The organism is Mesorhizobium sp. M0293, assembly GCF_040321735.1.
GTDB lineage: Bacteria > Pseudomonadota > Alphaproteobacteria > Rhizobiales > Rhizobiaceae > Mesorhizobium.
In genome coordinates this window covers 26826-40203 of record NZ_JAMYSA010000061.1, presented here as the reverse complement: position 1 = coordinate 40203, position 13378 = coordinate 26826, and the positions used below count along the sequence as shown (strand labels likewise).

15 protein-coding genes and 1 pseudogene are annotated in these 13378 nt (G+C 59.9%); 11 read left to right on the top strand and 5 right to left on the bottom strand.

The annotated features are described in order from the left end of the window. Positions 1-174, top strand: a 174-nt coding sequence (locus tag NKJ06_RS22040; protein ID WP_352810593.1) for a transposase domain-containing protein, incomplete at its 5' end; no start/stop codon positions are given. Between the two features lie 14 nt (positions 175-188). Continuing rightward, positions 189-407: pseudogene (locus tag NKJ06_RS22035) on the top strand (ISNCY family transposase); the annotation flags it as partial. 5 nt (positions 408-412) lie between these two features. Here the strand turns inward: NKJ06_RS22035 and NKJ06_RS22030 are convergent. Beyond that, the gene (locus tag NKJ06_RS22030) at positions 413-1138 is read right to left on the bottom strand and encodes a GNAT family N-acetyltransferase (protein WP_352810590.1); all 726 of its coding nucleotides are present in this window, start codon (positions 1136-1138) and stop codon (positions 413-415) included. 148 nt (positions 1139-1286) lie between these two features. Here NKJ06_RS22030 and NKJ06_RS22025 point away from each other — a divergent pair, with 148 nt between their 5' ends. The 3 genes from NKJ06_RS22025 (at position 1287) to NKJ06_RS22015 (ending at position 3823) form a co-directional block, all read left to right on the top strand. Then, the gene (locus tag NKJ06_RS22025) at positions 1287-1586 is read left to right on the top strand and encodes a helix-turn-helix domain-containing protein (RefSeq protein ID WP_258598953.1); all 300 of its coding nucleotides are present in this window, start codon (positions 1287-1289) and stop codon (positions 1584-1586) included. 20 nt (positions 1587-1606) lie between these two features. Then, complete coding sequence (locus tag NKJ06_RS22020) at positions 1607-2998, top strand: type II toxin-antitoxin system HipA family toxin (RefSeq protein ID WP_352810588.1); 1392 nt, start codon at positions 1607-1609, stop codon at positions 2996-2998. A 336-nt stretch (positions 2999-3334) separates the two neighbouring features. Continuing rightward, entirely contained in the window at positions 3335-3823 is a 489-nt protein-coding gene (locus NKJ06_RS22015; RefSeq protein WP_352634544.1) for a TrmH family RNA methyltransferase, read from the top strand. A gap of 140 nt (positions 3824-3963) precedes the next feature. On the opposite strand, the gene NKJ06_RS22010 is transcribed toward NKJ06_RS22015, so the two are convergent. Beyond that, on the bottom strand, positions 3964-4452 hold the full coding sequence (locus tag NKJ06_RS22010) for a RidA family protein (RefSeq protein WP_352634542.1): 489 nt from the start codon (positions 4450-4452) through the stop codon (positions 3964-3966). 192 nt (positions 4453-4644) lie between these two features. Here NKJ06_RS22010 and NKJ06_RS22005 point away from each other — a divergent pair, with 192 nt between their 5' ends. From NKJ06_RS22005 to NKJ06_RS21980, 6 genes are all read left to right on the top strand, one after another. Next, on the top strand, positions 4645-5340 hold the full coding sequence (locus tag NKJ06_RS22005; protein ID WP_352634540.1) for a TetR/AcrR family transcriptional regulator: 696 nt from the start codon (positions 4645-4647) through the stop codon (positions 5338-5340). 269 nt (positions 5341-5609) lie between these two features. Continuing rightward, positions 5610-6695 carry an ABC transporter ATP-binding protein gene (locus NKJ06_RS22000; protein ID WP_352634538.1) on the top strand — a complete coding sequence of 362 codons (1086 nt, stop codon included), beginning with the start codon at positions 5610-5612 and terminating at the stop codon, positions 6693-6695. A 39-nt stretch (positions 6696-6734) separates the two neighbouring features. Next, complete coding sequence (locus tag NKJ06_RS21995) at positions 6735-8060, top strand: ABC transporter substrate-binding protein (protein ID WP_352634536.1); 1326 nt, start codon at positions 6735-6737, stop codon at positions 8058-8060. Positions 8061-8251: 191 nt separating this feature from the next. Then, positions 8252-9103, top strand: coding sequence for a carbohydrate ABC transporter permease (locus NKJ06_RS21990; protein ID WP_502905645.1), 852 nt, complete (start codon positions 8252-8254; stop codon positions 9101-9103). 2 nt (positions 9104-9105) lie between these two features. Beyond that, complete coding sequence (locus NKJ06_RS21985) at positions 9106-9999, top strand: carbohydrate ABC transporter permease (protein WP_352634532.1); 894 nt, start codon at positions 9106-9108, stop codon at positions 9997-9999. 132 nt (positions 10000-10131) lie between these two features. After that, complete coding sequence (locus NKJ06_RS21980) at positions 10132-11043, top strand: agmatinase (protein WP_352634530.1); 912 nt, start codon at positions 10132-10134, stop codon at positions 11041-11043. Positions 11044-11045: 2 nt separating this feature from the next. Here the strand turns inward: NKJ06_RS21980 and NKJ06_RS21975 are convergent, their stop codons facing one another. The 3 genes from NKJ06_RS21975 to NKJ06_RS21965 are packed head-to-tail and all read right to left on the bottom strand — an operon-like array spanning position 11046 to position 13324. Next, positions 11046-11708: an imm11 family protein gene (locus NKJ06_RS21975; RefSeq protein WP_352634528.1), complete on the bottom strand. Its 663-nt coding sequence runs from the start codon at positions 11706-11708 to the stop codon at positions 11046-11048. Between the two features lie 49 nt (positions 11709-11757). Continuing rightward, on the bottom strand, positions 11758-12411 hold the full coding sequence (locus NKJ06_RS21970) for a glutathione S-transferase family protein (protein WP_352634526.1): 654 nt from the start codon (positions 12409-12411) through the stop codon (positions 11758-11760). 40 nt (positions 12412-12451) lie between these two features. Continuing rightward, positions 12452-13324, bottom strand: coding sequence for an aldose 1-epimerase family protein (locus NKJ06_RS21965; protein WP_352634524.1), 873 nt, complete (start codon positions 13322-13324; stop codon positions 12452-12454). Positions 13325-13378 lie beyond the last annotated feature (54 nt).

The following is a 13378-nucleotide window of genomic DNA, read 5'->3' as shown; positions in this document are numbered from 1 at the left end:
GGCGGTGGACGAACCTGGGCGACGGTAGCCACCTTGCTGCAAACCTGCAAAATGAACAGCGTCGATCCGCTCGACTGGCTCTCGCAGACCTTGACCCGCATCGCTCAAGGCTGGCCGGCATCCGAAATCGAAATGCTCATGCCTTGGAACTTTAGGCCTGACGTTATCGGCTGACCGCTTACGCTTGAGTGCACCAGATCGCCGTCAGCACCGAGACGTTGCGCAAATGGATGACGGAAGCGGCATCTGAACATCGCGCCGCGAGCGCAAGCTTCACCAGCCACGGACCGGCGCAACGGCCTCGGCGAGTTGGTGCAGATCGATGGCTCGCATCATTTGGTGGTTCGAGAACCGTGGTCCTAAATGCGCCCTGCTCGTTTTACATCGACGACGCGACGGGCAAGCTACCCCCTTATAGGCGCAGGTGATCCGCGTAGAAGTTCCCGCCCTCGTCTCGACGGATTCCAAGCTGGGATGCTCCGTCGTATTTTAGCTTGTCGAAGAAGACATCTCGCCCGTCGATCGATACTCGCGCAACGGGATCCCGGTGGCTGTTATCGGCTTTGTTGTCGAAGATAATTCTTTGGCCGAGGTGGATGAGGCCATCCTCGCTTCTGACCGCCTTCGGCTTGAACACAGCCTGCGGCACGCTGCCTTCGGGGCTGTGTTGATCTGGGTCGCGATACAGCGAGATCGTCACGTCTGCCTCTGTGCCCCTCTCCGGCAATTTCAGGATTTTCGGAAGCAACATGTAGGCGTAGTTTTGGGAATATATCCGGAAGCCGATCTTCTCCCAAAAGGGTATCGAGGCCCACGGCGCACACTCAATGTCGAGTATGCAGCGACGATCGTCATCGATGGCCCTTTGCAAAGCGTCCTCTGCCAAAGCCTTGCCGTATCCAAGGTCCCTCCGGTCAGGCCGGACTTCCAGAATGCCGTTACGAATCAAACCATAGGCAATGAACGCGACAGGCATGTCGTTCTCGATCAGGGCAATCATCTCGCCATCCGCGTGCGCGTCCTCGATCACTGATCGGTTGCAGTAGAATCCTTCGCCCGTCTCTTCTCGCTCCGCCCTCAGCCAGTCCATGATCTTCTGGAAATCGTCCTCGGATGCCTTCCGGATGATGGGGACCATTTTTATCCTCGTCGACATTGAATCTACCTCCGCGCGCGGCCCACGAAGAAGCGCTCGGATCATGGCAATCGCCACAGCTATAATTTGACATCTGCGGTAATTGCCATTATAAATGCACTTAACACAGTAAATCGCGTTAAATGCTATTATGTTCACATTCAATATGACATCGCCGATGGAAATTATCCAAGGTGCCGCAGCACGGATGAAGCGGCGGCGGATCGATGCCGATCTTACCCAACGGGAGCTGGCTTCCAAGGCTGGAGTTTCCTACGGCTCGCTGAGAGTTTTCGAGGAGACTGGCAAGGCATCCTTCGAAGCTGTCGTGAAGCTCGCATTCGCCTTGGAGGCGGAAGCTGAATTCGAAGGTTTGTTTCCTTCACGTCCGCCGAAAACACTCGAAGACGTAATCGGGCGCCCGGCCAGGCAGAGGGTCCGCAAGAAATGAAGTTCAGGCCAATCAGGGAAATGAAGGTAGTCCTGGATCTCGAAGGGAGCCAGCGAGAGCTAGGGACGCTTGCGTGGAGCACCGATGAACGACGGGCTTACTTCGAGTACTCGGCTGAGTTCATAACTGCGCCGCTCTTGATTTCTCCATTCAATTTGGCTGCCAAGGCGGGTCTTATTGCAGCCAAGCTCGATCCGTTCGATGGGCTGCATGGCTTGTTTAACGACAGCCTTCCAGATGGATGGGGACGCCTTTTGCTGGATCGCCGCCTTCAAAAGGCTGGCGTCGACTATCACATGCTCACACCCTTGGACCGCCTTTCCGCGGTGGGAACGACGGGAATGGGCGCGTTGGCCTACATTCCTGAACTGCCTGGTGAAGAGCCGGCTGCAGGGGACCTAGACTGGTTCGTTGAACAGGTGGAGCTTGTCCATAACGAGATGGACACTGCTGATATCGATGCCTTGCAGGGTGCCCAAGGCGGTTCCGCAGGGGCGCGTCCAAAGATCATGATCGGCTTGAACCCGGATCAGAATACCTTCGTGATTGACTACGGCCATGAATTGAAGCCCGGGTTTGATCGCTGGATGGTGAAATCGCGAAGTTCCGACGATCCAGCGGACATCGGCGTCGAGGAGCAAGCATATGCTCTCATGGCGCGCGAGGCCGGGCTGGCGATGGCCGAGACACGGATATTGCAGACGAAGAAGGGCAATCGTCTGTTCGCAACAAAGAGATTTGATCGCACGCCCGAGGGACGGCTGCACATGCATACCGCCAGCGGCCTCTTGTATGCGAGCCATCGCGAAGCCTCCCTGGACTACGCCGCCCTTCACAAGCTCACGCACATGATGACGAGAGACAGCGCGGAGGTCCTCCGCATGTTCGGTCACATGGCATTCAATGTGCACGCGCGGAACCGGGACGACCATTCGAAGAACCATGCATTCCTGATGGGACCGAATGGGCGGTGGAAACTCTCTCCGGCGTACGATCTGACTTTCTCGGCAGGCCCCGGAGGACAGCACAGCGCATCGATCGCGGGGGAAGGATTGAACCCAGGACGACAGCATCTGCTTGCCGTCGCCAAAGGCGCTTCCATTTCCGAACAAGAAGCGTTGAACGTGATCGAACGCATCCGCTCTGCTGTCGATCGCTGGCCACGGTTCGCGGACGAAGCAGGTCTATCCAAAGCACGAACCAATGAACTTGATCTGATCCTGAATGGACGGAGGCCGCAGCCTGCACAGGCGCTACGTTGGGACACATCCCCCGACAGCCTGGCTGTTTCCGAGCCCCTTCCGAAAAGCACCCCCGAAGCGGCCTTGGCAATCCTGGATCGCGCACCGGACATCGCGCCAGAGTCAGGAGACGAGCTTGAGGAAGGAAGCTCAGCTAGTTCTAAAATGTGAGGACGACAAAAGGGCCTCCCAGCACGCGCGACCAACGCGGATACCCCCTGATCCAACGGTGACAACAATACCAAGTCGGTGGAGGTGCAGTATTCGCAAACCTTACCCAACTTATGGGTTAAAAATCATCTTCTGTTGAACTTATGGGTTAAGTCCCACGCAACTTATGGGTCAAAATCAGCATAAGACCATCCCGATTTCCGCAGGTCGGCGAGTCAACTTATGGGTCACGGGACAATCGATCTTGGTCTTAGTATCTGTTCGGAGTGCCAAGGCGACCCAATAGTAGTCCCCACGGGCCTTGGATTCAGAGTCAAATCGTTTCGCTGCAAGAACTTGGTAGCCGTTGTCGAAGATCCGAATGACATCAGGAACATAGGAACGGTAATTCGAAACGCAAATGCTCTCGGTGTTGAAAGGGTCTATATCGTCGATCCACGCAAAGCACTTCCCGATGACTGGCAGCAAATGCGCCAGCGGAAATCGCTTTCGGAAACGTCTGTATCAGCCGTCAAATGGACGTTTGTGAAACGATTCGACAGCACTGACGCCTGTCTCAACCATCTGGAAAAGCATGGCTTTGTGTCCGTCGTTACCTCACCGCACATCAAGGGAAAGACCAGCGTTTTCCTGCATGAGGGAGATTATACCCGGCACACAAAACTTGCTGTCTGGTTCGGTAATGAGAAACGGGGCATCCGCCCCCTCGCGGTCGAGCGCAGCGAGATGTGCGTAGCAATCCCAATGTTCGGGATGATCGAGAGCCTAAACCTTGGAACCAGTTCGGGTATCGTTCTCTACGAAATATGGCTCTGCTTTGAGTGAAACCGAAGAACAGACCTGAGCCTGGGCGAAGCTTAACCGACCTTGGCCTCGTTGATGAATGTCGGCTCTACTTCCGCCCCATTCTTCGCGGGTCCCCGGCCCCCGCTCCGGCTTGTGGCCCACGGGGCAATCTGGCCCCGCTATTCCAGGATGACGGTGGCCTCCACCTCGAAGAGCATGGGGTCAATTGCAAGCTTGGGAACGGGAACCAGGGTCTGTGCCGGCAGCGCCTCGCCGAACATGTCCGTGACGTTCCTGGTCAACACCCCAAGCTTGGACATATCGTGATCGACGACGTAGACGGTGAGCTTGGCGACCTGATCTGGCCTGGCGCCGATCCCCTCAAGCGCGGTGCGCAGGTTCGCATATGCCTGCTTAACCTGGACAGCGAAGTCGGGCGACAAGCCTCCCGTGCTGTCCTGGCCGCCCTGCCCGGATATGTAGGCCACCCGGGCTCCGCTGGGCGTGATCACCGCCGTGCTGTAGCCGTTCGGCGACGGGTCGTAGAGGGTTTTTGGATTGACGATGGTCAGCTTGAGATCATTCTCCTTCGCTGTCGCTGCCGTGGGAACTGCGATGGTCATGATGATTAGCCCTCCGATAGTCAGATGCCTGATTGCGCGTGACATGATTTTCTCTTGGCTCCGCGGGCCGCGAACACCCGCGCGGCCAGCATGATTGAACTTTAACCACATCGCCCGTACGATGAATCGTGCGATGTACGAGTCATCGTATGGTACGCCGTACGAGTCAATCGTTCAAGATCGACATTCATTGCGTTGCCGGTCAAAATCGACGTTTCTGAACAGCGAGGAAGACGGATGGCAGCCAAACGCAGCGGCGCCCGAAGCAAAGGGGCTCAACGGATCGGTGTGCCGCTCCAGCCCGTGCAGGAGGCGAGCAGTGAACCGCCGCTCTCTCGGGACCGTATCGTGGCGACCGCGGTGGACCTGCTGGACGCACAGGGGGTCGACGGATTGACGATGCGTCGGCTGGCCGATCACCTCGGCTCGGGCGTGATGAGCCTGTATTGGCACGTCGACAACAAGGAGGATGTCTTTGATCTGGCGCTCGATTCGGTGCTCGAATATCGCGGATCGCCTGAAATAGTTGAGTCTCAAGACTGGCGCGGAGACGTCATTCATATGCTCGAAGACTGGCGCGCCAGAATGTTGCGCCATCCTTGGTCGGCATCGCTGTTGCCGCGCCGGGCGCTCGGCCCGAACATCCTCGGTCGCCTGGAACTGCTGAGCAAGACATTATCCAGAGCCGGTGTCGCGGACGCAGATCTGAACGTCGCGATATGGTCGCTCTGGAATTATGTAATGGGCGCCACCCTCACCCGGGCGAGCTTCGACCTCTCGGACGACGACAGGACCGCCGCGCAGCAGCGCCTTACAATTCTCGGCGAACACTACCCGACAATCGAACGCTCTCGTCTGCTGTTGGACAGCGATTGGGATGGGGCATTCCGAAAAGGCCTCGGCTTCGTTCTCGATGGCCTCTCTCCCAGATAATGAACTCTTGCTGGCCATCGGCAGGCGTCTCATGACCTCAGCTGGCCCGTGGCGTCTGCTCGATGGCAGGACACTGTCGTCAAGCGCGCCGCAATCCCCGATCCCGCGCCAGCGGTCCAGGGCGTTTGCCGTCCGGCTTTACAGGCAGGTCTGGTAGCGCTACCGTTTCATCATCGCGCGTGACCAGGGAGGAGCCTGGGAGCTGTCGCGGCCAGATAGAAATGCGGTTCCCTTCGACGACGTCGCAGGAATCTGTCGGGAGGAAATCGATGGCGTCTGTCGCGATTGGCGATGTCTACAAATCGTTCGGAACTGTCGAGATTCTCCACGGCGTCAGCGTGGATATAGAAGACGGCGAGTTCGTCACGCTGGTCGGGCCGTCGGGCTGCGGAAAATCGACCCTTCTCAGGATGATCGCCGGCCTGGAAAAGATTTCACGCGGCCAGATCGCGATTGGCGAGCGTGTCGTCAACAACGTTGCGCCAAAAGAGCGCGACGTCGCCATGGTGTTCCAGAACTACGCGCTCTACCCGCACATGACCGTCGCCGAGAACATGGCGTTCTCACTGATGCTCAAGGGTGTTTCGAAAGCGGAAAGCGATGCCGGCGTCCAGCGCGCGGCCGAAATTCTGGGGCTGCTGCCATTGCTGACGCGCTATCCGCGTCAGCTTTCCGGCGGCCAGCGCCAACGCGTTGCCATGGGACGCGCGATCGTGCGCGATCCGCAGGTTTTCCTGTTCGACGAACCGCTGTCCAATCTCGACGCCAAGCTCCGGGTGCAGATGCGCGCCGAGATCAAGGAACTGCACCAGCGTCTCAAGACCACGACGGTCTATGTCACCCACGACCAGATCGAGGCCATGACCATGGCCGACAAGATCGTGGTCATGCATGACGGCATCGTCGAGCAGATCGGGCCACCGCTGGAACTCTACGACAGGCCCAGGAATCTCTTCGTCGCCAGCTTCATCGGCTCGCCTGCCATGAACCTGATCAGGGGTGAAATCGCAACGGAGGGATCCCCGTCCTTTCGGGGCGCCGGGGGAATTTCCCTCCCGTTGACCGCCGCGCCGGCCGTCGCCAGTGGCGATCCGGTGGTACTGGGAATACGGCCCGAGCATCTGCGCTTGTCGTCCGACGATGGCATTCCGGTCACCGTCGTGGTGGTCGAGCCGACCGGGTCCGAGGTGCAGCTCATCGGCCGGACCGCCGGCGGTGACGAGATCGTCGCCAATTTCCGGGAGCGCCATGTTTTCACGCCGGGCGAGATCATACGGCTCTCCGCCGCGCCGGGTTTGATTCATCTCTTCGACGGCAAGACCGGAACACGTTTTGAAACAGGCACTGGATGGTAGGGACCGCACTGCAAGGAAGATAAACCGGAGGAGACGACCATGAAATTCACGAGACGCGATGTAATCCGCACGACCGCAGGTGTTGCGGCCGGAGCCTTGGGAAGCCGGTTTGTCGGCTCGCCGGCATTTGCCCAGGAGGGATTGAAATACAAGCCCGAGGACGGTGCTAAGCTGCGGCTGCTGCGTTGGTCTCCGTTCGTGCAAGGCGATGAGGACCAATGGCTGGCCAACACCAAGCGCTTCACCGAGGCGACAGGAGTGGAGGTTCGCGTCGACAAGGAAAGCTGGGAGGACATTCGCCCCAAGGCGGCGGTTGCCGCTAATGTCGGCTCCGGCCCGGACCTCATGTTCGTCTGGTTCGACGACCCACATCAGTATCCCGACAAGCTGCACGACGTGACGGAACTGGGCGAGTATCTGGGCGCAAAATACGGCGGCTGGCACGACGGGCCAAAGCAATATGCGACACGGGACGGCAAATTCATCGGCCTGCCCCTGGCCACGATCGGCAATGCCATCGTCTATCGGGAAAGCTGGGTGAAGGAGGCTGGCTTCTCGGAGTTTCCGAAGGACACGGCAGGCTTCCTCGAACTGTGCAAGGCATTGCAGGCAAAAGGACATCCAGCTGGCTTCACGCACGGCCACGGCGTCGGCGACGGCAACAACTACGCTCACTGGCTGCTCTGGAGCCATGGCGGCAAGATGGTCGACGAGAGCGGCAAAGTGGCGATCAACAGCCCCGAGACCCTCAAGGCGATCGCCTACGCGCAGGAACTCTACAAGACGTTCATTCCCGGGACCGAAAGCTGGCTCGACGTCAACAACAACCGCGCTTTCCTGGCCGGCGAGCTGGGTGTGATCGCCAACGGCATTTCCGCCTACAACACGGCCAAGATCAACAAGGACAAGGATCCGAAACTGGCTGAAATCGCCAAGGACATACGCACGACCAACCTGCCGATCGGTCCTGTCGGCAAATCCGTCGAACTGTTCCAGGTGACCACGGCCGTCATTTTCGACTACACGCCCTACCCCAACGCGGCCAAGGCCTATCTGCAGTTCATGTTCGAGGATCCGCAAATGTCCGACTGGATCACCTCCTCGGCGGGCTATTGCTGCCAGACACTCAAAGCCTTCGACAACAATCCGGTGTGGACGGCCGACCCGAACAATGCCGCATACGCGAAGGCCTCGGCGACGCTGCGTCCCAACGGCTATGCCGGGCCGCTCGGCTACGCTTCGGCAGCGACGATGGCCGACTATGTCCTGGTCGACATGTTCGCCAAGGCCGTGACAGGCCAGGCCATGCCGCAGGAGGCGATGGAAGAGGCGGAGAAGCGCGCAAACCGGTACTATCGGGTCTAAGAGCACAGCTGAGCCGGGCAGCAGCCATCATGCCGCCCGGTCCGTTCCTGAAATCGCTTGGCGGCCGCCTGAGCCGACCAAGGAGACCTCCTGAGGAGCTGTTCATGGCCGTGCCGTCCGTTGCCGCCCAGCCGCGTCCGTCGATCCTTTCGCGCCTGTCTGAAAGCCGCAACGCCCTTGGCTTCGGCTTCATGCTACCGGCGGCAGCGCTTCTCTTGGTTTTCCTGACCTACCCACTTGGGCTCGGCGTCTGGCTCGGCTTCACCGATGCCCGCATCGGCCGCCCCGGTATCTTCATAGGCACCGAGAACTATCAATATCTGTGGAGTGACGCCGTCTTCTGGCTCTCCGTCTTCAACACCCTGCTCTACACGATCAGCGCCTCTATCCTGAAATTCGTGCTCGGCCTCTGGCTGGCGCTTATCCTCAATCAGAACCTTCCGTTCAAATCGTTCTTCCGCGCGATTGTCCTGCTGCCGTGGGTGGTCCCGACGGTGCTGTCGGCCATCGCCTTCTGGTGGATCTACGATTCGCAGTTCTCCATTCTGTCGTGGGCGCTCATGGAAATGGGCCTGATCGACCATCGCATCAATTTCCTCGGCGATCCGGAAAACGCGCGCGCGTCGGTCATTGCCGCCAATGTCTGGCGAGGCATTCCATTCGTGGCCATCACGCTGCTTGCAGGCTTGCAGACGATTCCGCAGTCGCTTTACGAGGCTGCCACGCTCGACGGCGCCAGCCGCTGGCAATTGTTCCGCTATGTGACGCTGCCGCTGCTGACGCCGATCATCGCCATCACAATGACCTTTTCGGTGCTGTTCACCTTCACCGATTTCCAGCTGATCTATGTGCTGACCCGCGGCGGACCGGTGAATGCCACCCATCTGATGGCGACATTGTCGTTTCAGCGCGGCATTTCCGGAGGCCAGCTTGGCGAGGGCGCCGCAATCGCGGTCGCCATGATCCCATTCCTGCTTGCAGCGATCCTGTTCAGCTATTTCGGCCTGCAACGCCGCAAATGGCAGCAGGGCGGCGGAGACTGACAATGGCCACGATCGCAAAAACGAAACGTTCGGACATCGACGAAGGTGGCATGGGCTACCTGCAGAGCGTGCCGCGTCGTGTGGTGACGGTCTATCTGCCGCTGCTGGTGTTCGTCATCGTGCTGCTGTTCCCGTTTTACTGGATGACGATCACGGCTGTTAAGCCCAATCTCGAAATGACCGACTATGCAAATTTCAATCCGTTCTGGGTCGTGCATCCGACCTTGGAGCACATCCGCTATCTCCTCTTCGATACGTCTTATCCGGGCTGGCTGCTCAACACGATCATCATCTCGACGGCCGCCACCTTCCTGTCGCTGCTGGCTGCGGTGTTCGCGGCCTATGCGATCGAACGACTGCGGTTTTCCGGGGCACGTCAGGTCGGTCTCGCAGTCTTCCTTGCCTATCTTGTGCCGCCCTCGATCCTGTTCATCCCGCTGTCGGTGATGGTGTTCAACCTTGGGCTCTACGATACGCCCTTCGCGCTCATCCTTACCTACCCGACCTTCCTGGTCCCGTTCTGCACGTGGCTTTTGATGGGCTACTTCCGCTCCATCCCGTTTGAACTGGAAGAATGCGCACTGATAGACGGGGCGAGCCGGTGGCAGATCCTCACCAAGATCGTGCTGCCGCTGTCGGTGCCCGGCCTGATTTCTGCCGGCATATTCGCATTCACCCTGTCATGGAATGAGTTCATCTATGCCTTGACGTTCATCCAGTCGTCCGAAAACAAGACGGTACCGGTGGGCGTGCTGACGGAGCTTGTGCGCTCCGACGTCTACGAATGGGGGGCGCTGATGGCGGGAGCGCTGATCGGCTCCTTGCCGGTCGTTGTGCTCTATTCGTTCTTTGTCGAGCACTACGTTTCCTCGATGACCGGCGCGGTGAAAGAATAAGCACCCTTACGTCTGCGCAATCATGAGATATTTTCCCAGCGGCCGGGAATGCCCGATGGAGGGCACCAGGCGGCCGGTCGATAGTTGCCGGCAACACCGAAATTCAGCCAGACCATCGAGGACCATCAAGGAATGACCGCCTCCCCTCCCTTTCTAGGCTTTCCCGATCGCCTCGCCGATGGCCTGGTGCCCCGTGCAGTGATGTTCGCAGCCGGCCACGGCAGCACCTATCCCGGCAAGGACAGCAGCGGCCATGCCCTGGCCGCCGACGCTATTCGCGCTGCGAGCCAGGACGATGCCGCGCTCGTCCAGCATTGGGATTTCGATCTCGGTGGCCCGCTGTTCGACGACAAGCCGGTCTGCTGCATCGACGCCGGCGATATCTTGACCACCATGCATGACAATGCCGGCAACCGAGCCCGGATCGAGGCGAAAACGCGCGAAACCCTGGCATTGCCGGCGGTGCCGGTCCTGCTCGGCGGCGACTGTTCCGTGACCATTCCCTTCCTGGCAGGCTTTGCGGATCACGGCCCGGTCTGGGTCCTGCAGATCGACGCCCATATCGACTGGCGCGACGAGGTGCATGGCGAGCGCTACGGCTATTCGAGCCCGATGCGCCGGGCGAGCGAGATGCCGCATGTCGCCGGCATGGTGCAGGTCGGCCTGCGCAGCGTCGGCAGCGCAGGCATCACCGAGATCGAAGCGGCACGGCGCTATGGCAGCCGCTTCGTGACCGCCCGCCAGATCCACGCCCAGGGTGTCGAAGCCGCACTCCGGCATATTCCGGAAGGCGCACGGGTCGTCGTCACCCTCGATTGCGACAGCCTCGATCCCGGCATCATGCCGGGCGTGGCGGCCCGCACGCCCGGCGGCCTCACCTACACGCAGGTGATCGACCTGATCGCCGGGTGCGGCAGGCGGGCCAGGATCGCAGGATTCGACCTGGTCGAACTCTATCCTCCCGCCGACATCGACGGCCTGTCGGCCCTGACCGCCGCGCGCCTTCTTGTCAATGTGATCGGCACCATCGTGCGGCAGGTTTGATATCAAAACCCTGCTTTTCGCAGCAGAGCGGCCAGAATGCGTCTGAGCGAACTTGCGGATGAAGCCGGCGCGCGCCTTTCCGTGCCGGGGTATTCGACCCTGTCTCGACCGACCGGCTCGTCGCTCCAGACCATGTTGAAAGCAATGCCTTTGAGCCCCAGTTCCCCGATCCGGCGCACGATCGTCTCCTGCAGATAGATACTGGATACTCGCACACCATCGGCACGCTCCGGCAGCTTGAATATCTCGGCGTCGCCGATGGCGCCCGGTCGAAGAACGGTGCTTTCGATCATCATTATGCCGCCATCGTCAAAGCGAACGATCTTTGAGCGTTCTTCGTCCAGCGCATCGGCGACAGTGGTGACGTTGAAGAGCGATATGGGCTCGTCGGAACGAAGCGACAGGAACTCGCCATACGGCTCGAGGGTTGACCGCAGCAACTCCAACGCCTTCGCCCGTAGGATGAGCACCTCCTCACCAAGCCAGGGAAAATCTGAATGTTGCCGGGGGGATCCGTCATCGAGTTCGCGCAGAAATTCCATCCGGGGCGAATGCCATCCTGTCTGCCTTCGGCCACCAAGGGCTGCGAATAGCTCGTAGTCGTCTGCCTGTCGCGGAAGAACCCATTCCTGTCCCTCCACCACGCTCAGAACATAGATTTTCATCCGATCCCCTCGCCTCTGCACGCATGTCCAGCGCCCGACGCCCTGGGCGCTAATTTGCCACCATTCGCGGGACCGGCGGCAATTCGGGCGCATCCAGTCCTTTGAAAGGATCGCGCCAGCCGTCGATCTCTTCCAGGCGACGATACCAGCGGCTGACGGACGGATAGTCGTGGAGCGGCAATCTGGCGACGTCGTTGAACGGCAGAAAAGTCGCCATTCGAAAGTCGGCATAGGAAACCGAATTTCCGACCAGCCATCGCCGCTCGGCAAGCACGGCCTCGATTATTGCGGCGGCCGTGTGGAAATGTTCAAGCCCCTCCTCCACCCGCTGCTGATCAATCGGGCCTATGCCATACCGCTGCTTGGTGCCACGTTCGAAATGCACCGTGTCGCAAGCGAATGCGAAGTGCTCCTTGCCCCAGCTGAGCCACCGGATCATCTCGGGTTCGTCATCGCCGGTGCGCCAGAAATCAGAATGTGTGCCGCGCGAAAGCCGGCAGGCTATGGCGTCTGCTTCCCAGAGGCTTTTTCCCTCTTCTTCCACGAGTATGGGCAGTGAGAGATTGGGATTTAGCGGGCGATATTTCTCCACCTGCCCCGGAGCGAACGGCGAGGCGAACTCGAATTCGACTTTCGCATCGAGATGGCGTGCCACCGCGACCGCCAGTCGAGGATTGGGATTGCGGCTGAAGTACAGCTTCATTGGTCACCGCCGGTAGGGCCGGATCTATCGATCAGGGACGTCACAGCAGCCGTATCTGATAGCTGGGCATGCGCTTCACACCGGGCGCGATCAGCATCAGGCCCGGCTTGTCGACAAAATCGCCGTCGAAGTCCACCGGGCTTGCGATGCCGTGCCAGGGTTCGATGCACAGGAACGGCGCGCCGCCCGGCTTTGACCAGACGCCCAACTCCTGAAATCCCTGCCAGGATATCTCGATCGCCGGACCACGCTGGGCGGCATAACGCACGCTGGTGCTGGCGGGTTGATCGAGAATGACTGCGTCCTCGTCGAATAGCCGCTCGGAGAGCGCCAGGATATTGCCCTCGACAGGCGTCGGCTGCGGTGTCGGCAACAGCAAACCGTCCTTCAGGCGGCGGATCGGCGCAGGCTCGTCATCGGCAAAGATCAGCCGATAATCCGTCTTGGCCAGATCCGGCAGCAATGGCCAATTGAACGCCGGGTGCGCCCCGATCGATGCCGGTAGCTGCTCGTCGCCGGTGTTGGTGACGTCGAAGCTCACACTGAGTTGCTTGCGGTCCAGCGCGTAGGTCACCGCCAGGCGAAAGGCGAAGGGGTAATGCGCACGGGTATCCGCGTCGTCGGTGAGGACCAATGTGCAGGATCCTGGTCCCCTCTGCGCCCAGGCAAACGGCTTGTCGCGCGCGAACCCATGCTGCGTCATCGGATAGGTTCGGCCGCGATGGCGCAACTGGTCGCCCTTGAGCCGCCCGACGATCGGGAACAGCACCGGCGAGTGACGCCGCCATTCCGGGCCGGCCTGCCATAGAAACTCTGTGCCGTCGGCATCGCGCAGAGAGACCAGTTCGGCGCCCTGCCCGACGACAGTCGCCGAGATGCCGTCGCCGTGAAGCGTCTGGCTGTCCTGTTCCATATGTCCTCGCGGTTTGCTGGCGGGATAGCCAGGTTAGCAAAAGCCTTCGCGGAC

What these genes read in the sequence shown, in the direction of transcription:
- NKJ06_RS22005 (WP_352634540.1), top strand. Translation starts at nt 4,645, where the DNA reads ATGGCAGCCAAACGCAGCGGCGCCCGAAGCAAAGGGGCTCAACGGATC.
- NKJ06_RS21985 (WP_352634532.1), top strand. Translation starts at nt 9,106, where the DNA reads ATGGCCACGATCGCAAAAACGAAACGTTCGGACATCGACGAAGGTGGC.
- NKJ06_RS21975 (WP_352634528.1), bottom strand. Translation starts at nt 11,708, where the DNA reads ATGAAAATCTATGTTCTGAGCGTGGTGGAGGGACAGGAATGGGTTCTT.
- NKJ06_RS22010 (WP_352634542.1), bottom strand. Translation starts at nt 4,452, where the DNA reads ATGTCACGCGCAATCAGGCATCTGACTATCGGAGGGCTAATCATCATG.
- NKJ06_RS22000 (WP_352634538.1), top strand. Translation starts at nt 5,610, where the DNA reads ATGGCGTCTGTCGCGATTGGCGATGTCTACAAATCGTTCGGAACTGTC.
- NKJ06_RS21995 (WP_352634536.1), top strand. Translation starts at nt 6,735, where the DNA reads ATGAAATTCACGAGACGCGATGTAATCCGCACGACCGCAGGTGTTGCG.
- NKJ06_RS22025 (WP_258598953.1), top strand. Translation starts at nt 1,287, where the DNA reads ATGTTCACATTCAATATGACATCGCCGATGGAAATTATCCAAGGTGCC.
- NKJ06_RS22020 (WP_352810588.1), top strand. Translation starts at nt 1,607, where the DNA reads ATGAAGGTAGTCCTGGATCTCGAAGGGAGCCAGCGAGAGCTAGGGACG.
- NKJ06_RS21980 (WP_352634530.1), top strand. Translation starts at nt 10,132, where the DNA reads ATGACCGCCTCCCCTCCCTTTCTAGGCTTTCCCGATCGCCTCGCCGAT.
- NKJ06_RS21990 (WP_502905645.1), top strand. Translation starts at nt 8,252, where the DNA reads ATGCTACCGGCGGCAGCGCTTCTCTTGGTTTTCCTGACCTACCCACTT.
- NKJ06_RS22030 (WP_352810590.1), bottom strand. Translation starts at nt 1,138, where the DNA reads ATGGTCCCCATCATCCGGAAGGCATCCGAGGACGATTTCCAGAAGATC.
- NKJ06_RS21970 (WP_352634526.1), bottom strand. Translation starts at nt 12,411, where the DNA reads ATGAAGCTGTACTTCAGCCGCAATCCCAATCCTCGACTGGCGGTCGCG.
- NKJ06_RS21965 (WP_352634524.1), bottom strand. Translation starts at nt 13,324, where the DNA reads ATGGAACAGGACAGCCAGACGCTTCACGGCGACGGCATCTCGGCGACT.